Here is a 20,190-nt window from a genome sequence, read left to right as displayed (position 1 = left end):
TGAACCGTCGGCCGGCTGCTGCGGCTGCGCAGGACCGAGGCGGTCCGAGGCCGCGGGCGGCTACAGCTCCTTGCGGAAGGCTTCCGTCACCTTCAGGAAGATGTCGTTGGCCTCGGTCTCGCCGACCGTCACTCGCGTCCCCTCGCCAGGGAACGGCCTGACGACCACGCCCGCCTGCTCGCACGCCTGCGCGAAAGCCGCCGTGCGCTCTCCCAGCCGCAGCCACACGAAGTTTGCCTGGCTCTCGGGCACCTTCCAGCCCTGGGCCCGCAGCGCGTCCATGACCCGGTTGCGCTCACACACCAGCGAACCGACCCGGCCGATGAGCTCGTCCTCGGCACGCAGCGAGGCGATCGCCGCGTCCTGTGCGACCTGGCTCACGCCGAACGGCACCGCCGTCTTGCGCAGCGCCGCGGCCACCGGCTCATGGGCGATCGCGAAGCCTACGCGCAGCCCTGCCAGCCCGTAGGCCTTGGAGAAGGTCCGCAGCACACAGACATTGGGCCGCTCCCGGTAGACCTCCACGCCGTCCGGCACCTCGGGGTCACGGATGAACTCACGGTAGGCCTCGTCGAGTACCACCAGGACATCCCGGGGCACCCGGTCGAGGAAGCGCTCCAGTTCGGCCCGCCGGACCACCGTGCCGGTCGGGTTGTTGGGGTTGCAGACGAAGATGAGCCGGGTCCGGTCGGTGATCGCCTCGGCCATCGCGTCGAGATCGTGCACATCGCCCGGAGTCAGGGGCACCTGCACAGGGGTGGCACCGCTGATCCTGGTAATGATCGGGTACGCCTCGAACGAGCGCCAGGCATAGATCACCTCGTCCCCGGGGCCCGAGGTGGCCTGCAGCAGTTGCTGGGCGACGCCGACCGAGCCGGTGCCGGTGGCCAGGTGAGAGACCGGGACGGCGAAGCGCTCGGCCAGCTCCGCCATCAGGGTCGTGCAGGCCATGTCGGGGTAGCGGTTGAAAGAGGACGCCGCGGAGGCGATGGCCTCCATCACCCCCGGCAGCGGTGGATACGGGTTCTCGTTGGAGGACAGCTTGTAGGCCACCGGACCACCGGCCGCCGCCGGCTTGCCCGGTTTGTACGTGGGGACACCCTCCAGCTCGGCGCGCAGCTTGGGGCTCGTCTCACTCACCGCAGTCCTCCTCCGAAGACCGGCGGCCCATGACCGCCGCCGACATCCAATACTGCTCACCTTATGAGGATTCGACGCTGCGGAGTAGAGACGTCGCTGCGCAGGAGACGCCACCACGTGTGCACGTGCAGCGGCAGCGGAGCCGTACACCCTGCTTACCCATCGATGCACACGACGAGGTCCCCGTAGGTCTCATCAACCTCGCCGCTGCACCCTTCGCCTCCAGCAACAGGGGCATCACCATGTGTAGGCGCGCAAGGGCGTCCGAACCGGGGGCGCGCCGCACATATATCTACGCGCCGGTGGCTCGCGCCGTGGCGCGCATCCCCCGTGCAGGTGAGTTGAGACCTCTTCGCAACATCGCCCCTTCGACAGGCCCGCATGCGCCGACGCGCCAGGTCTTGACATGAGAACGTTCAACGTCCTTGCTTTGTAAGCTACTTACCCCTTAATGATCATGCAGAAACGTGCCTGTCAATGCATGCATATGCGTCCGCCCGACCCCACCGCATGAGCCCTACTATCGGCTCGCCATGACAGCAGCAGGGAAGCACCAGGTAAGCCGCGCGGAAACCTCACGCCGAGGCAGCAGGCCGGGTCGAGCGGGCATCAGGGACGTGGCCGCCGCCGCCGGAGTCTCCATCACGACCGTCTCCGATGCCCTCAACGGCAAGGGCAGGCTCCCGGACGCCACCCGGCGCCACGTCCGCGAGGTCGCCGACAGACTGGGCTACCGTCCCTCGGCCGCCGCCCGCACGCTCCGTACCGGCAAATCGGGACTCATCGGCCTGACCGTGACGACGTACGGGGAAGAACCTTTCACCTTCACCGAGTTCGCGTACTTCGCCGAGATGGCGCGCGCCGCCACCTCCGCCGCGCTCGCCCGCGGTTACGCCCTCGTGATCCTCCCCGCGACCTCCCGACACGACGTGTGGTCCAACGTCGCTCTGGACGGGACGGTCGTCATCGATCCCTCGGACCAGGATCCGGTCGTCAGTGAACTGGTCCGGCAGGGTTTACCGGTCGTCTCCGACGGCCGCCCGGCCGGTTCGCTCCCGGTCACGGCCTGGGTGGACAACGACCACGAGGCCGCGGTCCTCGGCATCCTCGACCACCTGGCCGCCGCGGGCGCCCGCCGCATCGGCCTGCTGACCGGGACCACGACCGACACCTACACCCACCTGTCGACCACCGCGTATCTGCACTGGTGCGCACGCGTCGGCCAGGATCCGGTGTACGAGTCCTACCCGGCACACGATCCGTGTGCCGGCGCCGTCGCCGCCGACCGGCTGCTCGCCCGCCCGGACCGCCCCGACGCCGTCTACGGCCTGTTCGATCCCAACGGCACCGATCTGCTCGCCGCCGCGCGCCGCTACGGCCTGCGCGTCCCGGACGACCTGCTGCTCGTCTGCTGCAGCGAGTCCACCGTCTACGCCAACACCGAGCCGCCCGTCACCACGCTCTCGCTCAAACCGCGCCGCATCGGCACGGCCGTGGTCCAGCTGCTCATCGACGCCATCGAAGGGGTCGATCCGGAACACACGGTGGCGCAGGTGATACCTACCGAGCTGATCGTGCGCACCTCGTCGCAGCGCCGACCACCGCGCACGACGGTCAGCCCGCCGCGGTCGCCGGCCTGACCGGCAGAAAAACCGCGGGTTCCCGGAAAGGATGACCGGGCCGGGCCCCCGAAGGGGCGGAGCCACTGCTTTCGGCAGGGACGAGGCGACGCCGCAGCCCTTGTGCTCCTCCGCCGCTCCTCGGACCTTCCTCCGGCCCGCTTCCGGCCCGTCTCCGGCCTCTCTCCGGGGCGGAAACGGGCCGGCTGCCCGAAGACAGACGTACGCGGTCCCACGGGAGCCGGCTCGGCCGGTGGCCGCACGGTGGGCGAAGCCCTGACCAAATGGGGCGAAAGACGCGGCGAACTGGAGTCTTGCTCCGATTCACCACCCCTGGGTCGTCACATGGCGCGATCCGCGTTCCTATGATGGGCCCACGACACCGCGGGCCGCTGCGACCAGGCAGTCCGACGCGGTGCAGTTGCGGCTTGATGGTGGAGGGGTCGATGACTCAGGGGGCCGGTCAGGGACCCGAGGTGGAGCGCACAGCGACGGTGCGCGACTTCCGGGTACCCGCGTACGTCCACGAGACCGGTCCGTACGCCCACAGCATGCACCCCGGCGACTCTGCGGCCCCGCCGCCCGCGGAGAGCCACCCTGAGGGATACACGCCCACGCGTCGGGACCTCCCGGTCATCAATCGGGGTGACACTGTGCAGGTGATCGTCGACCCCGCGTCCGTCTCCGCACCACAGCCCGCCACCGGGCCAGGCCCGCTGTACGTGGTCGGTGACGTCCACGGGTACCTCGACGAGTTGGTGGCCGCCCTCCAGGAGCAGGGCCTCATCAACTCCGCGGGCCAGTGGTGCGCCGGCCCCGCACGGCTGTGGTTCCTCGGCGACTTCACCGACCGGGGACCGGACGGCATCGGTGTCATCGACCTCGTGATGCGGCTGTCCGCCGAGGCCGCCGCGGCCGGCGGCTACTGCAAGGCCCTGATGGGCAATCACGAACTGCTGCTGCTCGGCGCCAAACGGTTCGGCGACACCCCCGTCAACTCCGGCGCGGGCACCGCCACCTTCCAGGCGGCCTGGCTTCTCAACGGCGGGCAGAAAACCGACATGGACCGGCTCCAGGACCACCACCTGCAGTGGATGGCCCGTCTGGACGCCGTCGAGGCCGTCGACGACTATCTCCTGCTGCATTCCGACACCACCGCCTACCTCGACTACGGCCACTCCATCGAAGAGGTCAACGACACCGTCCGCGAGACGATCACCCGCAACGACGCCGACGAGGTCTGGGACCTGTTCCGCAAGTTCACCAAGCGGTTCTCCTTCCGCGACGAGGGCGGCGCCGAAGCGGTGCGCTCCCTGCTGAATACGTACGGTGGCACCCAGGTCGTCCACGGCCACAGCCCCATTCCGTACCTGCTGGGCGAAGTCGGCTCCGAGGACGGCGAGGACGACAACGGTCCCGTCGTCGAAGGTCCGCACGTCTACGCCGAGGGACTGGCCATCGCCATGGACGGCGGCGTGACGATGGCCGGAAAACTGCTGGTCCAGCAGTTGCCACTCGCCAAGTGAACCGGCGCCGGGCCGGGTGCCGCCGGCCCGGGACCGCACCGGGCAGAGGCCAATTTCGGTAAACCCCCTGTCACGGCGCACCGTCAGCGCTCTACCATCGGCTTATCCGTAGCAGGCTCCCCTCCGTTTCTGCCCAACGGCTCGTCAGCATGCCGAGTCACAAGCCCTACGGAGCATCGGGGGATGCACATGAACAGCGTTCCGCAGCACCTGTTGACCGAGGACCGCCAGGAATACGAGCGGATTCTCGATGAGGTGCTGCGCTCCGCACCACACCGCCCGGAACTGACCGCTGTCGGTCAGCGGCTCAACTCCGAACAACTGCGCACCATGGCGCTCAATGCCACCGCGATCATCACGGCGGCCGCGGCGACCGAGTACCAGAACTACATCAAGGTCCGCGAGGAACTGCGCCGGCCACCGGCGTCGGCCATCCCGTCCGCGCGCGAGTCGGGTTCCTCCGAGCCGGAACCGGGCACAGCGGGGCTCGCCCCCGCCATGGGAGAGGTCGCCGAGACCGCCGGCGCGGGTGCCGTCGCCGTCGTCGCCGTTCTGGCACCCGTCCTGGCCGGAACGGCGGCCGCGATATTCCTGCTCGTCGGCTACCTCCTGCGCATGCTCGACCCCGGCGCGGCCTTCGCCCGGACCATGCTCACCACGGGCTGGACGTTCGGCGCCGTGACCGCGGTCGCCATCCTGGTCGCCGCCGTGGGCCTGCTCCTCACCGCGCTGCGCAACAAGCCCTCGGCCCGGAGCGGGCCGTACGTGGAGGTCGACGAGGATTTGGCCCTGGCCAGGGATGCCTGGCACGAGGCACTGCTGGAGCGGGGGATCATGCCGTTCCTGCGAGACGCTCTCACCGATCCCGGCACGGCGGCCGCACTGCACTACGCGGCACCGTCCGAACCGACCAGCCGTATCCCGCACCTCGGCTACCACCGGCCGGGATTCACCAGCCCCGGCGAAGGCCCGACCCGCGGCCCGCGGCCGAGCTACTCGAGTCCGGACTACAGCAGCCCGGACTTCGGGGGACCGGACCACCAGCCGGAGTAGGAGGGGTCGAATGGCCGAAGTACCGGCCCGGGTACCCGAGTCGCCAGCGCGCTCCCTCCCCGACGGAGCCCTCTCGAGAGACTCCGCGACGGGGGCGTGAGCCGGGCACCCCGGTCAGGTCATGACCGGATCCGGTCCTGCCCGGGCCGGAGCATGCCCGGGTCCGGGTCAGTGCATGCCCGGGCCAGAGCATGTCCCTGGTCAAAGAATGCCCGCCCGGCCCGCAGCTGTGATCCACAGCGGGAACTCGGACAGCAGACGGTCGTACAACTCCGGGTCCGGCACGGTGCTGATGTCGTCGACGGCGAAGAACCCTACGTTGTCGACGCGGCGTCCGGGCAGCGTGTCGAATCGTTCCAGCACGCCGTAGTTCGATCGTCCGAGCCCCACGAACTGCCAGAAGATGGGTTCCTCCACCGCTTCGCGGAGCTCCCGCTCGATCTCGGCGTTCCGGTAGACCCCGCCGTCGGAGAAGAACAGCACGAGCGTCGGGGCCGCCGCGGGGTTGCTCCCGACGAACGAGCGGACCTCGGCGATGACCTTCTGTTCCTCGTTCTGGATGCCGACCTCCCGCATGTCGACCTGGCTCGGGTCCAGGCCCTTCTTCCGCCCTCGCCGGAAGAGGCTCATCTCCCCCACCCGCACGTGCAGCCGGAGCCAGTCGGGAAGCTCGCCCAGCCGCAGGTCCGGCAGCCGTGCCGGATGCGAGGCGAACGTCCAGGCCTGCATCTCACCGTCGTCGTCCAACTGCGCGGCGACCGCGGCCATGCGCTCGACGACGTCCGCCACGACTCCCTTGGAGTACTGGGGTGACATGGAGCCGGAGGCGTCCAGGACGAGGATGACGCGCGCGGTGATCTCGGCGGCCCCGTGCTTGCGCAGACTGACGGCCACCTGCTCCTTGCGCAGCGACAGCCGCTTGCGCATGTCCACGGGCAGCCGCTCCTCCCCCTTGGTGAGACGCGGAGCGGCCGGTGGAACAGCCGGAGCGGGAGGTACCGGAGCGGAGGCGGCAGGCGTGACGGGGGGCGCGACGACCGGAGGCACGGCGGTGGGGGCCGCCGGGGAGCGTCGTCCACGGTGATACCGAAGTCAGTGGCCAGCCCCGCGAGCCCAGAGGCGTACCCCTGGCCCACCGCGCGGAACTTCCACTTCCCCTGGCGTCGGTACAGCTCGCCACCGATGAACGCGGTCTCCGTGCCGGCCACCATGTCGAACCGGGCGATTTCGGTTCCCTCCCCGGCGTCGAGCAGCCTGAGCACCAGCCCCGGCACCTGGCCGAAGGTCCCGCCGTCGGATGATGCGCACAGCGCGATCCGCTCGACGGCCGGCTCCAGCAGGCGCAGGTCGACCTCGACCGTGTCGGTCGCGGCTCCGACGGCGCTCCGCTTTCCCAGATGCGTCACGGCGCTGGAGGCGTGCCGCGGCTGGTTGTAGAAGACGAAGTCGCCGTCGTCCCGCACCCGTCCGGCCTCCGTGAGCAGGAGAGCCGACGCGTCGATGTCGGGCACGCCGGCCCCGGCGGTCCAAGCGAGTTCGACGCGCACCACCGGGGCATCGCCGGGAAGGTTGGACCCCTTGCTCATTGATTGCGCTGTCATGGCATCCAGTCTGCCGATCCGTCCCCACGAGCGGCGAGAGGGGCGGGCCCGAACGACCCGCCCCTCGCCCGTTCAGTCAGTTCAGTCCGTCAGCGGCAGGTACACACGGTTGCCCGCCTCCGCGAACTCCTTCGACTTCTGCAGCATCCCCTCGGCGATCTCCTCGGCCGAGGCACCCTGCGGCGAGGCACCGCCGAACCGCTCCGTGATGCTCTGGCTGATCTTCATGGAGCAGAACTTCGGCCCGCACATCGAGCAGAAGTGCGCGGTCTTGGCGGGCTCTGCCGGAAGGGTCTCGTCGTGGAACTCCCTTGCCGTGTCCGGGTCGAGGGCGAGGTTGAACTGGTCCTCCCACCGGAACTCGAAGCGCGCGTCGGACAGTGCGTCGTCCCACTCCTGCGCACCCGGGTGTCCCTTGGCGAGGTCGGCGGCATGTGCGGCAATCTTGTAGGTGATGACGCCGGTCTTGACGTCGTCACGGTCGGGCAGGCCGAGATGCTCCTTGGGCGTGACGTAACAGAGCATGGCGGTGCCCCACCAGGCGATCATGGCGGCACCGATACCGGAGGTGATGTGGTCGTACGCGGGCGCGACGTCCGTCGTCAGCGGGCCGAGCGTATAGAACGGGGCTTCATCGCAGATCTCCTGCTGAAGGTCGATGTTCTCCTTGATCTTGTGCATCGGGACATGCCCCGGGCCCTCGATCATGGTCTGCACATTCAAACGCTTCGCGGTCCGGTTGAGTTCCCCGAGTGTGCGCAACTCAGCGAACTGGGCCTGGTCGTTGGCGTCCGCGATCGACCCCGGCCGGAGCCCGTCGCCAAGCGAGTACGTGACGTCGTACGTCGCGAGGATCTCGCAGAGTTCCTCGAAGTTCTCGTACAGGAACGACTCCTTGTGGTGCGCCAGACACCACGCCGCCATGATCGAGCCACCGCGCGAGACGATGCCCGTCTTGCGGTTGGCGGTGAGCGGCACGTACGCCAGCCGTACGCCCGCATGAACCGTCATGTAGTCCACGCCCTGCTCGGCCTGCTCGACGACCGTGTCCTTGTAGATCTCCCAGGTCAGTTCCTCGGCCCTGCCGTCGACCTTCTCCAGCGCCTGGTAGAGCGGCACGGTGCCGATGGGAACAGGGGAGTTGCGCAGCACCCACTCCCGGGTGGTGTGGATATTGCGGCCGGTGGACAGATCCATGACCGTGTCGGCGCCCCAGCGAGTCGCCCAGGTCATCTTCTCCACCTCCTCCTCGATGGAGGAGGTCACCGCGGAGTTGCCGATGTTGGCGTTGACCTTCACCAGGAACCGCTTGCCGATGATCATCGGCTCGATCTCCGGATGGTTGACGTTGGCGGGCAGCACCGCGCGGCCTGCCGCGATCTCCTCACGGACGACCTCCGGCGATACGTTCTCCCGGATGGCCACGTACTCCATCTCGGGCGTGATCTCGCCGCGGCGTGCGTACGCCAGCTGCGTGACCGCCCCGCCCGCGCGGCCCCGGCGGGGCTGACGGGGCCGGCCCGGGAACACCGCGTCGAGGTTGCGCAGGCCGCCGCGCGGCGAGGTGTGCCTGATCCCGTCGTCCTCGGGACGGACGGGACGGCCCGCGTACTCCTCGGTGTCGCCGCGCGCGGCAATCCAGTTCTCCCGCAGCGGCACCAGCCCTCTGCGCACATCGGTGTCGACCAAGGGGTCGGTGTACGGGCCCGATGTGTCGTACAGCGTGACCGACTGGCCGTTGGTGAGGTGCACCTGACGTACCGGCACCCGTAGATCGGGGCGTGTGCCCTCGACGTACGCCTTGTGCCAGCCGATGGACTTCCCGGCCGCCTCCTGCTCCGACGTCTCCGTCGGGCTCTGCGTGGAGGCGTGCGTGCGTGCGTCCTTGTTGGTCATGAGACCTACTCCCTACGCCGGCATTACCCGGTAACAGGTTCAGCGGTCGACGCAGCGGTTTCCGTCGGTCGGCGTTCCGTGTGAAACATCACTCGGACAACAGGGATGTTTCATGTGAAACGCCGCTGGGACGGAGGTCAGCGCCCTCTCAGCCCGGTGCTCCGAGCTCCCGCGTGGACAAAAGATGCCCCCACGCTAGCGTCCATTCTGGCGCGGTGAACAGAGGGCCCTCGTTGTTCTTGCGATGATCGGGCGGTGACCTCGACGCAACATCCCTCGTACCCACCGCCCGAACCACCCCGCGGCTCCGGCGCTCGAGACGGCGGCGGCCGTGGCAGAGGGCCCGCAGTCGGCGACGGCACGGGCCGTGGAGACGGCCAGGGAGACGGCCCCGGTTCCGGAGACTGGTTCGGACACGGGCGCGGCCCCGGCGAGGCACCGGCGGCACCGGCACCCCAGGGCCACCTGCCCGGCCGCGGAGATCCCGGGCCGCAAGGCCCCGGGTCCGGGCATCCCGGCCGGGCTCCCGGGCCCGGCGCGGGCCACCCGAGCCAGGGACAGGGGGTGGGACAAGCCCGCGGTCATGGCCGGGGTCCGGACCCGGGCGGTGGCGACCGCGACCGCGGCCCGAACGGCGGTGGCCACGGCGGCCCCCCTCCGGGCGACAACAGACACGATCACGGTCCGGACTCCGGCGGCGGACACGGCCACTCGCACGGGCACAGTCACAGCCACGGCCCCGCCGCCCCCGTCTCGAAGCACCTGCGCAAGGTCATCGCGGCGGTCCTCATCCCGTTCACCGCAGCGGTGCTGGTCGGCCTCGTCGTGCTGTGGCCGGGCGGCGCACCGGGACACGAGCGCACCGGCGTCGGTTTCGACCGGGAGACGCAGCAGGCCACGGTCACCAAGGTGGTCGAGGTGAGTTGCTCGTCCGTCAACGCCTCTGGAGGCGTCCCGACCGGCGACACCTCGACAGCCGAGGGCTCCTCCGCGCAACAGCAGGCGGACGGCACGTGCAAGAGAGCGACGATCCGGGTCGACAGCGGCGAGGACCAGGGCCGCACGTTCACCGAGATCGTGCAGCCGGACCAGTCCCGTCAGCTGAGCGAGGGCCAGGAGGTCGTGGTCGCCTACGAACCTTCCGCTCCGAAGGATCTGCAGTACTCGGTCGCCGACGTGAACCGGCGTCTCCCCATGACCCTGCTCGCCGGCATCTTCGCGGTCGCCGTCGTGGCCGTCGGGCGGCTGCGCGGTGTGATGGCACTGGTCGCGCTGGCGGTCAGCTTCCTCGTGCTGAACTTCTTCATCCTGCCCGCCATTCTGCAGGGCTCGAACCCGCTGGTCGTGGCGGTGGTGGGGGCGAGCGCCATCATGCTGCAGGCCCTGTATCTCTGTCACGGGCTGTCGGCACGCACCTCCGTGGCGGTGCTCGGCACTCTGGTCTCGTTGCTGCTGATCGGCATTCTGGGCTCGGTCTTCATCGACTGGGCCGCGCTGACCGGCAACACCGACGACAACACCGGACTGATCCACGGCCTGTACCCCGACATCGACATGAGCGGTCTGCTGCTGGCCGGCGTCATCATCGGGTCGCTCGGTGTGCTCGACGATGTGACGGTCACACAGACATCGGCCGTCTGGGAGTTGCACGAGGCCAACCCATCGATGGGCTGGCGGGGGCTGTACCGCGCGGGCATCCGCATCGGCCGCGACCACATCGCGTCCGTGGTCAACACCCTCGTCCTCGCCTACGCGGGCGCCGCGTTGCCGTTGCTGCTGCTGTTCTCCATCGCGCAGAGCAGGTGCTGGGGACGGTCGCCAACAGCGAGCTGGTCGCGGAGGAGATCGTGCGCACGCTGGTCGGCTCGATCGGCCTGGTGGCCGCGGTGCCGGTCACCACAGCTCTGGCCGCCCTGGTGGTCTCGGCCGACCGCGCGGCGGCGCAGACCCCCGGGGAGGGCGTCCGGGCGGCTCCGGCGCGCGGTGGGAAGGGCAGGCGCCGGAAGCGCTGACCCCGTCACGGCGCGGCGCCGGACATCCTGCTGCCGACACATGACCGGCTGCAGCCCCGCCTCCGGGCAACCGGCCCATCCGGGCGGCTCGTCCACCGGTGCGGAAGTGTTCCTGCACCGATGTGGCGGAACACGGTGAACGGTTCCGCCACCGACTGCCCGAGTGGCGGAACCCTTTACCCGGCGCTCTGCTCCGCCAGGATGCGGTCCAGCGCGTCGTCGAGATGAGCGTCGAAGTCGGCGAGCGCTCCCTCCTGGCCCAGCGGTACCAGCTTGTCGGTGCGGTCGAGAAAGGCCACGAGTGGCGCCGTCGACGAACGGAACAACGCGTGGTCGCCACCGACCTGAAGCCGGATCAGCACCTCGCCCAGTGCGTCGGGCTCGACCGGCGAGACCCGCACGTCGCCCTCACCGCACGGCCTGCCGACGCCGTCGATCAGCAACTCCCGGCCGAACGCCCAGGTCACAGGCGCGTCACCGGGCAGATGGAAGGTCAGCCGCACGGCGTAGGGATCACAGGTGTCGTAGCGAAGCTCCACCGGGATGCGGAAGGACAGCTCCTCCGACACGAGAAAGCTCATCATGACCTCTGCCTGTACGGACTCGCGCATCGCCTACCCCGTCATTAGCTGCGGACCGGCCGGGAATGGACCCCTGACACTAGGGGAATCTTGCTCAACGTACACGGTGAATCACAAGGAGTGAGTTTTCAGATGGTGATAGAGAGTGCCAACGGCCCGAGGAGACGGCCCACTTCCGCCTGCAGTTGCTGCGCGGCGGGGAGCAGCCGGTGGGCCTGATGTGCGGGCAGGGAGAGGGCAATGGTCGCGGCCGTGGCGCCGGCCGTGATCGGGATGGCCGCGCATACCGTGCCCAAGGCGTATTCCTGGCGCTCGATCACCGGTTCCATGCGCCGGGTCCGGTCCAGGCGCCGGAGAAGACTGTGCCCGTCGCGCACGGTGTACGGCGTGACGGGCTGCACGGGGAAGCGGTCGAGGTGGTCGCGGCGGGCGGCCTCGTCGAGCTGGGACAGCAGGCACTGCCCGATGGCGTGCGCGTGGCCGGTCTCCCGGAAGTCGGCCCATTCCTGGACCGCGGGATTGCCCGGAGTGTCGGAGACGCACACGAGGTCGACCTCACCCTCGCGGTATACCGCGTAGTACACGGGAGCCCCGATCGCGTCACGCCACCGCGCGAGCGCGTCGACGACCGTGCTGCGACGTTTCTGCGGGGCCCCGCTGCTCCTCAGCCGCTCGGCTGCGTCGCCGAGGAAGAACAGCCCTTTGTCACGGCGCAGATAGCCCTCGTGCACAAGGGTGCGCAGCAGGTGGTACGTCGTGGGAAGGGCCAGTCCGGTCTCGCGGGCCAACTGTTTGGCCGGGGCTCCGTACTCATGTCCGGCGACGGATTCCAGTAGACGCATCGCGCGCTGCACGGATCCGATGAGGGTGGCGGTGGGCGCCGGTTCGGAGACTGCCCGCGCATGGGGCTGGCAGGGAACGGCGGGCAGATGTGCGGTGCCGGTGTCAGCCGTGGCCAAGGGTCACTCCCGAAGCGAGGGGGCAGCCCGTGCGGGGGAACACGGGTGGGGGTGTACGCCGCTCGCGGGGATTGTCCCCGCATGGCGTTCCGGACTCTAACCGTCTGTCACCGCACACGGACGGTCCGTCCGGGAAACTTCCCCCGCGCGAGGGAACCGGTGTCGCCCGTTACCGCTTCACCGGCTCCCCGTGGGGCTCACCAGTCGCCGCGCGACGACGAACTCGACGTGAACTTCCGTACGACGTAGATGACTCCGCCGACCAGGGCCGCGAACACCAGCACCTTGAAGAGCAGCTCGATCACGAAGCCGACCACGCTCACTATCAGCCCCCCGAACACGACCAGGGCGATGACCGGCACCGCGATCCACTTCACCCACCACGGCAGTCCCGTGAAGATCTCTCGCATCGCCTTCGTCCTTACCTCTCCGCCCGTCTCGTGCCGGGTCGCGTGAATGATGTCCTGCGCTCGATGCTAGGGCGCCAGGAGTCCCACCGGGGCCCTCGGATCCCTCGTCCTCCCCTGACCGGTCCCCTAGGGAACCCCGAGACCGCCGCTCAGCTCTCGGGGGAGAGAACACCACCAGGACCCGCAGGTCCTCACTGATGTGGTGGAACTTGTGCGCGACACCCGCCGGCACGTACACCACGCTGCCGCGTGCCACCTGCGTGGTCTCCACGCCGACGGTGATCGCCGCCCTGCCGCTGACGACGAAGTACACCTCGTCCTGGCCGTGCGGCTGCTGCGGATCCTGCCCACCCGCGTCCAGGGCGTACAGGCCGACCGACATGTTCCGCTCCCGCAGGAACTGAAGGTACGCGCCGTCATTGGCGGCGCGTTCGGCCTCCAGTTCGTCCAGCCGGAATGCCTTCATAGCCTGTCCGCCCCTGCCTCACTGCTCATGTCCGGTCCTGTCTGCCACGATCAGACACATGAAGAATTTCGTAGTCAAGACGATCGCCAACGCCGCCGCCCTCGCGGTCGCGGTGTGGCTGATCGACAAGATCACCCTTACAGGTGACAGCACGGGCAAGGAGATCGGCACCCTCATACTCGTCGCGTTGCTCTTCGGCGTGGTGAACTTTCTGGTCAAGCCGATCGTGCAGCTCCTGAGCCTCCCATTGCTCATCCTGACGCTCGGGCTGTTCACGCTGGTGGTGAACGCGCTGATGCTGCTGCTCACCTCCTGGCTCGCCGACCAGTTCGACCTGAGCTTCCATGTGGAGGGCTTCTGGACGGCCGTGCTGGGCGGTCTGGTCATCTCGGTCGTCTCCTGGGCCCTCAACGTCGTGCTGCCCGAAGGGGACTGAGCACCATGACGTACCGCGTCTGTTTCGTCTGCACCGGCAACATCTGCCGGTCCCCGATGGCCGAGTCGGTCTTCCGCGCGCGTGTCGCGGAGGCCGGCCTCGACGGCATGGTCGAGGTGGACAGCGCCGGCACCCACGGCTGGCACGAGGGCGACGGCGCCGATCTCCGCACGGTGGCCGCCCTGGAGGCGAACGGCTACGCCGCCGGCCATACGGCCCGGCGGTTCGACCCGTCGTGGTTCGCCCGTCTCGATCTCGTCATCGCGCTCGATACGGGCCACCTCACAGCACTGCGCCGCCTGGCACCCACCCAGCAGGACGCGGACAAGGTGCGCCTGCTGCGCTCGTACGACCCCGAGGCGAGCGACGATCCCGACGTACCGGACCCGTACTCCGGAGAGGCGGACGGCTTCGTCGCGTGCCTTGAGATGGTGGAGGCGGCGAGTACCGGGCTGCTCAGCGCGGTACGCGAGCAGACGGAAGGACGACCGGCGTGAACGATTCCACGACGGACGGCGGCTACGGGACGGACTCGAGGGGGCCGTTCCCCGGTGACGGCACACGCGCGGTGCGGGCCGGACTGCCCGAGCCGGTCAAGCACGAACCGACCTTGCCCGGTCCTGTCTTCGCCGCCCACTTTCACCTGCCCGGCGACCCCACCGGCCCCTACACCTACGGTCGGGACGAGAACCCGACCTGGACGCTGCTGGAGCGTGCCATAGGGGATCTGGAGGCACCGGGGCAGGGCGGCGTCGAGACCCTGGTGTTCGCCTCGGGCATGGCCGCGATCTCCTCGGTGCTCTTCTCCCAGCTGAGCGCCGGGGACGTGGCCGTCCTGCCGAACGACGGCTATCAGGTGCTGCCACTGGTGCGCGCCCAGTTGGAGGCGTACGGCATCGAGGTACGCACCGCGCCGACCGGCGGCGACGCCCAGCTCGACGTCCTCGACGGCGCACGGCTGCTGTGGATCGAGACGCCGTCGAACCCTTGGCTCGACGTGTGCGACGTGCGACGGCTCGCCGAGGCGGCCCACGCGCGTGGTGCGCTGGTCGCCGTCGACAACACACTCGCGACACCGCTCGGCCAGCGTCCGCTGGAGCTCGGTGCCGACTTCGCCGTGGCCAGCGGAACCAAACAGCTCACCGGTCACGGAGACATCCTCCTGGGCTACGTCGTCGGCCGCGACGCCGAGGCGATGACCGCCGTGCGCCGCTGGCGCAAGATCGTCGGTGCCATTCCCGGGCCCATGGAGGCATGGCTCGCGCACCGCTCGATCGCCACACTCCAGTTGCGGGTCGACCGGCAGAACGCCACCGCGCTGACGCTCGCCCAGGCCCTGCGGGAACGGCCAGAGGTGACGGGGCTGCGCTACCCGGGGCTGCCGGACGATCCCTCGCACCGGATCGCCTCGCAGCAGATGCGGCGCCATGGGTGCGTGGTGTCCTTCACACTGCCCACGCGCGCGAGTGCGGACCGTTTCCTCGACGCGCTGCGGCTCGTGGACGCCGCGACGAGCTTCGGCGGCGTGCGGTCCACGGCCGAGCGGCGCGGTCGCTGGGGCGGGGACGCGGTTCCGGAAGGCTTCATCCGTTTCTCCGTCGGTGTCGAGGATCCGGCCGACCTGGTGACGGACGTACTGCGCGCACTGGACGAAGCGGCCGCCCGACCGATCCGTCCGGGCAGGTGACAGGCGTCCTGCTCGGGACGACGGACGGTCCGAACCTCCCCCTCGTGGCTCGGACCGTCCTCGGTTCTGCACGCGAAGAACCGCGTGACCAAGGCTAGTTGACTCAGTGTCAGTGTCCAATCACTGTAGCGACAGCGACCTATCGACATATTTATAGTTGGGCCGAGGAGGCAGCGGGGCTGACAAAGAGGAGGGTGTGCTGTGGACCTGGCCTTGTTGCGGACCTTCGTGACCGTGCACCGAGCCGGCTCCTTCACCCGCGCCGCCGCCCTGCTCGGCCTCTCCCAGCCGGCCGTGACCTCACAGATACGGACCCTGGAACGGCAGTTGGGGCGGCCCTTGTTCCTGCGGCAGGCCCGCGGTGTGACACCGACGACCATCGGGGACGAACTCGCCCACAAGGCAGCACCGCATCTCGACGCTCTGGTGGAGATCGCCGAGACTGGACTCGAGGAGGATTCCTCCTCGCGGACACTGCACCTGGCAGGGCCTCTCGAGTTCACTTCCGAGCGGGCGGTGCCCGCCCTCACTGCGCTGACCCGCGAGACCGGCCACAGTTTCGCCTTACGGGCCTCCTTCGGGACCGCCGAGGAGACGCTGGAAGGGCTGGCCGCGGGGCGGCATGATCTGGTCATCAGCACGGTCCGGCCGCGTGGCGCGCTGCTCTCGGCGACCGCGCTCTGTGACGAGGAACACGTCCTGGTCGCCGCGCCCCGCTGGGCTCAGCAAGCCGTTTCCGGCAGGTTCCACCGCACCGGGGGATCCGCGTTGGAACAGGTCCCGGTGATCGAGGTGCACGAGTCGCTGCCCCTCATCTCCCGCTACTGGGCCTCCGTCTTCGATTCCCGCCCTGTCACCCCGGGCACCGTCATCGTTCCGGATCTACGCGCGGTGCTGGCCTGCGTCGCCGCGGGCGCGGGACTGGCCGTACTGCCCCGGTATCTGTGTACGGCCGCACTCGAACGAGGAGAGGTGATCGCGCTGCACGAGCCCGCCGTGCCACCGCTGCGTACGTACTTCCTGGTGGTCCGGAACGGCACGCTGGCAATGCCGCATGTCGCGCGCGCTCATGAGTGGTTACAGCAGACAGCCACCGACTGGTGCTGACCCTCTGGCCGCGTGGCTCATCCGGGAAAACCGGTCGGTGGCGTGTCGCGATGTTTCACGTGGAACAAGCTGGGCCACATTTCCTCCATGACCGTCCGACCTGTGGTCAAGCGCACCGCCCGTGCCGTCCTGCTGGACGGTGACCACCTGATCTTGATCAAGCGAACCAAGCCCGGCGTGGATCCCTACTGGGTCACCCCCGGTGGAGGTGTCGAGCCGGAGGACCCGACCGTCGTCGACGCTCTGCACCGCGAGGTGTACGAGGAGCTCGGCGCCAAGATCACCGACGTGGTGCCCTGCTTCGTCGACACGGTGGAGCACATCGGCGAGGACGGTGGCGCCACCGGTGTGAAGGTGCAGCACTTCTTCGTATGTCGCCTGGAGTCCATGGATCCGTCGTTGCGACACGGCCCGGAGGTCGACGAGCCCGCCGGCGAGTACCAGATCGTCCGCGTGCCGTTCACCCGCGTGGGCATTGCCTCAGTCCATCTCGTCCCGTTGTCACTACGGCACTACCTGGACGGCAACATCGAGGGCGTACGCGCCATGCACGCTCCCGACCTGGGATGACGCACGGACATCACGCGGAGGGCACCAGCTCTTAGGCTTCCCATAGGTCTCTGCCCGTGTAGGAGTGAGTCGCGGTGAGGCCCGCCCGGAGCGCGTGCACCTGCGTCGCGTACTCCGGCGGTCCTGTGCGGCCCGCCGCGATCTCCCGGTCGAGCACCACTGTCCCGGCTTCCTGACCCAGTTGCCGGGAGAGCGCCACTGGCGCGGAGGCGCCGTGCAACAACGTGCCTTCAAGATCGAAGAGATGAAGCCTCGACATGAGCCACGAGACAGCGGGCCCGACCTCCTCTGCCGGAAGCGGCGGCCAACTCGTCGTTCTCGCATGTATTCCGAAACAGGTGGACACCGACAGCCCCTGTCGGCCAACCTGACCTGCGTGTCGACACCTTCCCTTGCTTCTCTGCCCATCCGTCGTCTCACGCTCCGCGATCTCTCGGCCTGCGCTGACCTGTCCGAGGATCGCGGGTGGCCGCGTGAGGAGCACAAGTGGGGACTCCTTCTCTCCGCAGGGAAGGGCTACGGGATCGACGATCCCGACGGCGGCCTGGTCACCGCCTGTGTCGTCACCGAGTACGGGCCTCAGGAGCCCCCCGCGCTCGGAGCCATCGGCATGGTTCTGGTCGCCGAACGGCATGCCCGCCAGGGCATCGGACGCCGCCTGATGCGCCACGTCATTTCGGCGATGGGCGCCACGCCCCTGACACTGCACGCGACACCAAACGGCCTCCCTCTCTACGAGGAGCTCGGCTTCAAGGTCACCGGCCGGGCGGAGATGCTCCGCGGGCACTTCGTCCCGGACGTGGCAGAGGTGCCAGGCGCCTTCACCCGCACCGCCACCGCCGCGGACCTGCCCGCCCTCCTCCAGCTCGACGAAGAGGTGTTCGGGGCGGACCGTACGCACATCATCACCCGGCTGCCCTCATTCGCCGACCAACTGCGCGTGGCCGAGGAGGACGGCCAGATCATCGGTTACGCGGCCGCATGGCCCAATATGGACACCCATGTCGTGGGCCCGCTGATCGCTCGCGACACCCCTACGGCCATGGCACTCCTCGCCTCTCTCGCCGCCCACACCGACCGGCCGCTGCGGACGGACATCGATGTACGGCATGGAGAGCTGCTGGCCTGGGCGAAGGACCACGGTCTGGTGTCCATCGCCTTCAACGCGGTCATGACGTACGGGATCACGGAGATGCCCGGGGACTGGACCCGAAGGTTCGCCCCCGTGACGGTCGCGGCCGGCTGAGGTCTCCCGGAGACGACGACGCCGGTTCCCGAAGGTTTCGGGAACCGGCGTGCGCCTCGTGGGAACCGCCCGTCAGACGAGGGCGCCCACGGCAGCCGCGGCGAAGGAGTGATCCTGCTCCGGCGCACCGCCGCCGACGCCGACCGCGCCGATCAGACGGCCGCCGCGCCGGACGGGTACACCGCCGGCGATGAACAGCAGCGGTCGTTCCAGTGCGGTGGGCAGGGTGTGGAAGAGCCCTCCTGGCTGCACGACGTCGACGAGGTCCGCGGTGGGCGCGTCCAACTGAAGCGCGGTGTACGCCTTGCGGGTGCTGGTCTCGCCGGAGATCAGCACGGCGCGGTCGTCCCGCCGGAAGGCGAGCAGATGTCCTCCTGCGTCCAGGACGGTCACGCTGACCGTGACCCCGACGGCCTCGGCAGCCTGGTGGGCGGCCGTGACCAGGGCTTCGGCGTCGGCGGTGGTGAGCGGGGCGACAGCGGTGGTGGTGCTCATGAGGAAGTACTCCTTGGTGTACGGACGATGCCGGGTTGTAGCGGTGACGTCGGTGGCCGTAATGAGGAAGGCCAGGCGGCGACCGAGGAGGGGAGTGAGGACGGCCTCGGGCCGGCCCTCACCGGCGTTCAGGTCAGTGGGGTACTGAGGTTCGCTGCTCGGTGGGCGCCGAGCCTGTGCTCCGGGCGCTGGAGGCCTTGTCACGGCGGTCGAGAGCGGCGGAGACGAAGGCCAGCACCAGGGCACCCGCCGCGAGGACGGCGCCGACCCAGTGGGGAGCGGTGTAACCGAGCCCTGCCGCGATCACGAGACCACCGAGCCATGCGGCCAGGGCGTTGCCGAGGTTGAAGGCGCCGATGTTCACGGCCGAGGCCAGGGTGGGGGCGCCGTGAGCCTGATCGAGAACCCGCTTCTGCAGGGGCGGGACGGTGGCGAAGCCCAGGCCGCCGATCAGGGCGATCGTGACGGCCGCCAGGACCTTGTGGTGCGCGGTCAGCGTGAAGAGCGCCAGGACGACGGCGAGAGCGCCCAAGGACACGTACAGCATGGGCATCAGAGCGCGATCCGCGTACTTGCCGCCGATGAGATTGCCCCCGACCATGCCGAGGCCGAAGAGAATCAGCAGCCAGGTGACGGATCCGTCGGTGAAGCCGGCGACGTGCGTCATCATCGGTGCGATGTAGGTAATGGCCGCGAAGACACCGCCGAAGCCCAGGACGGTCATCGCCATGGCCATTAGGACCTGGACGTTCTTGAATGCGGCCAGTTCGTGACGCAGCCGTACGCCCTCTGGCCGGGGAAGGTCGGGAATGAGCTTGGCGATGCCGACCAGACCGACGACACCGAGCGCGGCGACAATCCCGAACGTGACGCGCCAGCCGGCGGACTGGCCGACGAGAGTGCCCAGGGGAACGCCGACGACATTGGCGACGGTCAGTCCGGTGAACATCATGGCAATGGCTCCGGCCTTCTTGTCGGGGGCGACCAGGTCGGCCGCGACCACGGAGCCGATACCGAAGAAGGCACCGTGGGCCAGCGAGGCGATCACCCGCCCGAGCAGCATGACCCCGAAGACGGGGGCCAGAGCCGAGAGCAGGTTCCCGGCGATGAACAGGCCCATCAGCAGCATCAGCATTCGCTTGCGGGAAACCTTGGTGCCGAGAACGGTCATCAGCGGGGCACCGAACATGACACCCAGGGCGTAGCCGGTCACCAGATGGCCGGCGGTGGGAATGGAGACGCCGAAGCCACCTGCGACCTCGGGCAGCAAACCCATGATCACGAACTCCGTCGTTCCGATCCCGAAGGCCCCGATCGCGAGGGCCAGGAGCGCGAGAGGCATGAGGGGAACAGACCTTTCAAAAGATTGCACAAGCCCTTTACAGG

General features: G+C 69.1%; 16 protein-coding genes, 4 pseudogenes and 1 riboswitch. Of the genes and pseudogenes, 10 read left to right on the top strand and 10 right to left on the bottom strand.

The genetic code is table 11. The features are described from left to right. Positions 1-60: 60 nt before the first annotated feature. Positions 61-1,140, bottom strand: a complete 1,080-nt coding sequence (gene hisC, locus WJ438_RS20735) for a histidinol-phosphate transaminase (RefSeq protein WP_406726583.1) — start codon at positions 1,138-1,140, stop codon at positions 61-63. Positions 1,141-1,673: 533 nt separating this feature from the next. Here hisC and WJ438_RS20730 point away from each other — a divergent pair. The 3 genes from WJ438_RS20730 (at position 1,674) to WJ438_RS20720 (ending at position 5,338) form a co-directional block, all read left to right on the top strand. Next, entirely contained in the window at positions 1,674-2,780 is a 1,107-nt protein-coding gene (locus WJ438_RS20730; protein WP_406726582.1) for a LacI family DNA-binding transcriptional regulator, read from the top strand. Between the two features lie 410 nt (positions 2,781-3,190). Continuing rightward, complete coding sequence (locus WJ438_RS20725) at positions 3,191-4,285, top strand: metallophosphoesterase (RefSeq protein WP_406729752.1); 1,095 nt, start codon at positions 3,191-3,193, stop codon at positions 4,283-4,285. 183 nt (positions 4,286-4,468) lie between these two features. Beyond that, a complete protein-coding gene (locus WJ438_RS20720) occupies positions 4,469-5,338 on the top strand; it encodes a hypothetical protein (protein ID WP_406726581.1) in 870 nt (289 codons plus the stop codon). 201 nt (positions 5,339-5,539) lie between these two features. Here the strand turns inward: WJ438_RS20720 and WJ438_RS20715 are convergent. Then, positions 5,540-6,939 (bottom strand): annotated as a pseudogene (locus WJ438_RS20715) (VWA domain-containing protein). Between the two features lie 81 nt (positions 6,940-7,020). Next, complete coding sequence (gene thiC / locus WJ438_RS20710) at positions 7,021-8,835, bottom strand: phosphomethylpyrimidine synthase ThiC (RefSeq protein WP_406726580.1); 1,815 nt, start codon at positions 8,833-8,835, stop codon at positions 7,021-7,023. Further along, positions 8,828-9,018: riboswitch (TPP riboswitch) on the bottom strand. (Overlaps the previous gene by 8 nt.) A gap of 381 nt (positions 9,019-9,399) precedes the next feature. Between thiC and WJ438_RS20705 the strand changes: the two are divergent. Further along, positions 9,400-10,847 (top strand): annotated as a pseudogene (locus WJ438_RS20705) (YibE/F family protein). Between the two features lie 176 nt (positions 10,848-11,023). On the opposite strand, the gene WJ438_RS20700 reads toward WJ438_RS20705, so the two are convergent. The 4 genes and pseudogenes from WJ438_RS20700 to WJ438_RS20685 all read right to left on the bottom strand — a co-directional run. Next, entirely contained in the window at positions 11,024-11,458 is a 435-nt protein-coding gene (locus WJ438_RS20700) for an SsgA family sporulation/cell division regulator (RefSeq protein WP_406726579.1), read from the bottom strand. 98 nt (positions 11,459-11,556) lie between these two features. Further along, positions 11,557-12,282 (bottom strand): IclR family transcriptional regulator C-terminal domain-containing protein, encoded by a 726-nt coding sequence (locus WJ438_RS20695; protein WP_406729751.1) that lies wholly within the window; start codon positions 12,280-12,282, stop codon positions 11,557-11,559. A gap of 302 nt (positions 12,283-12,584) precedes the next feature. Then, positions 12,585-12,797 (bottom strand): DUF5326 family protein, encoded by a 213-nt coding sequence (locus WJ438_RS20690; RefSeq protein WP_406726578.1) that lies wholly within the window; start codon positions 12,795-12,797, stop codon positions 12,585-12,587. Between the two features lie 151 nt (positions 12,798-12,948). Continuing rightward, positions 12,949-13,263: pseudogene (locus WJ438_RS20685) on the bottom strand (cupin domain-containing protein); the annotation flags it as partial. 58 nt (positions 13,264-13,321) lie between these two features. Here WJ438_RS20685 and WJ438_RS20680 point away from each other — a divergent pair. The 5 genes from WJ438_RS20680 to WJ438_RS20660 all read left to right on the top strand — a co-directional run bounded on the left by WJ438_RS20680 (position 13,322) and on the right by WJ438_RS20660 (position 17,063). Next, positions 13,322-13,699, top strand: a complete 378-nt coding sequence (locus WJ438_RS20680) for a phage holin family protein (protein WP_406726577.1) — start codon at positions 13,322-13,324, stop codon at positions 13,697-13,699. Positions 13,700-13,704: 5 nt separating this feature from the next. After that, positions 13,705-14,196, top strand: coding sequence for a low molecular weight protein-tyrosine-phosphatase (locus WJ438_RS20675; protein ID WP_406726576.1), 492 nt, complete (start codon positions 13,705-13,707; stop codon positions 14,194-14,196). Continuing rightward, positions 14,193-15,386, top strand: a complete 1,194-nt coding sequence (locus tag WJ438_RS20670) for a cystathionine gamma-lyase (RefSeq protein ID WP_406726575.1) — start codon at positions 14,193-14,195, stop codon at positions 15,384-15,386. Before WJ438_RS20675 ends, WJ438_RS20670 begins: the two co-directional genes overlap by 4 nt. Positions 15,387-15,587: 201 nt before the next feature. Further along, on the top strand, positions 15,588-16,493 hold the full coding sequence (locus WJ438_RS20665; protein WP_406726574.1) for a LysR family transcriptional regulator: 906 nt from the start codon (positions 15,588-15,590) through the stop codon (positions 16,491-16,493). 87 nt (positions 16,494-16,580) lie between these two features. Beyond that, positions 16,581-17,063, top strand: a complete 483-nt coding sequence (locus tag WJ438_RS20660) for an NUDIX domain-containing protein (protein WP_406726573.1) — start codon at positions 16,581-16,583, stop codon at positions 17,061-17,063. Between the two features lie 64 nt (positions 17,064-17,127). Here WJ438_RS20660 and WJ438_RS20655 read toward each other — a convergent pair. Then, positions 17,128-17,322 (bottom strand): annotated as a pseudogene (locus tag WJ438_RS20655) (hydrolase); the annotation flags it as partial. A 117-nt stretch (positions 17,323-17,439) separates the two neighbouring features. On the opposite strand from WJ438_RS20655, the gene WJ438_RS20650 reads away from it, so the two are divergent. Beyond that, positions 17,440-18,309 (top strand): GNAT family N-acetyltransferase, encoded by an 870-nt coding sequence (locus WJ438_RS20650; RefSeq protein ID WP_406726572.1) that lies wholly within the window; start codon positions 17,440-17,442, stop codon positions 18,307-18,309. A 72-nt stretch (positions 18,310-18,381) separates the two neighbouring features. Here the strand turns inward: WJ438_RS20650 and WJ438_RS20645 are convergent, their stop codons facing one another. Further along, the gene (locus WJ438_RS20645; protein WP_406726571.1) at positions 18,382-18,804 is read right to left on the bottom strand and encodes a GlcG/HbpS family heme-binding protein; all 423 of its coding nucleotides are present in this window, start codon (positions 18,802-18,804) and stop codon (positions 18,382-18,384) included. A 133-nt stretch (positions 18,805-18,937) separates the two neighbouring features. Further along, on the bottom strand, positions 18,938-20,146 hold the full coding sequence (locus WJ438_RS20640) for an MFS transporter (RefSeq protein WP_406726570.1): 1,209 nt from the start codon (positions 20,144-20,146) through the stop codon (positions 18,938-18,940). Positions 20,147-20,190 lie beyond the last annotated feature (44 nt).

This window comes from Streptomyces sp. GD-15H (genome assembly GCF_045291515.1).
In the GTDB taxonomy this organism is placed as follows: Bacteria; Actinomycetota; Actinomycetes; order Streptomycetales; family Streptomycetaceae; genus Streptomyces.
The sequence above is the reverse complement of the archived record's forward strand: the minus strand, read 5'-3'. Positions and strand labels throughout refer to the sequence as shown.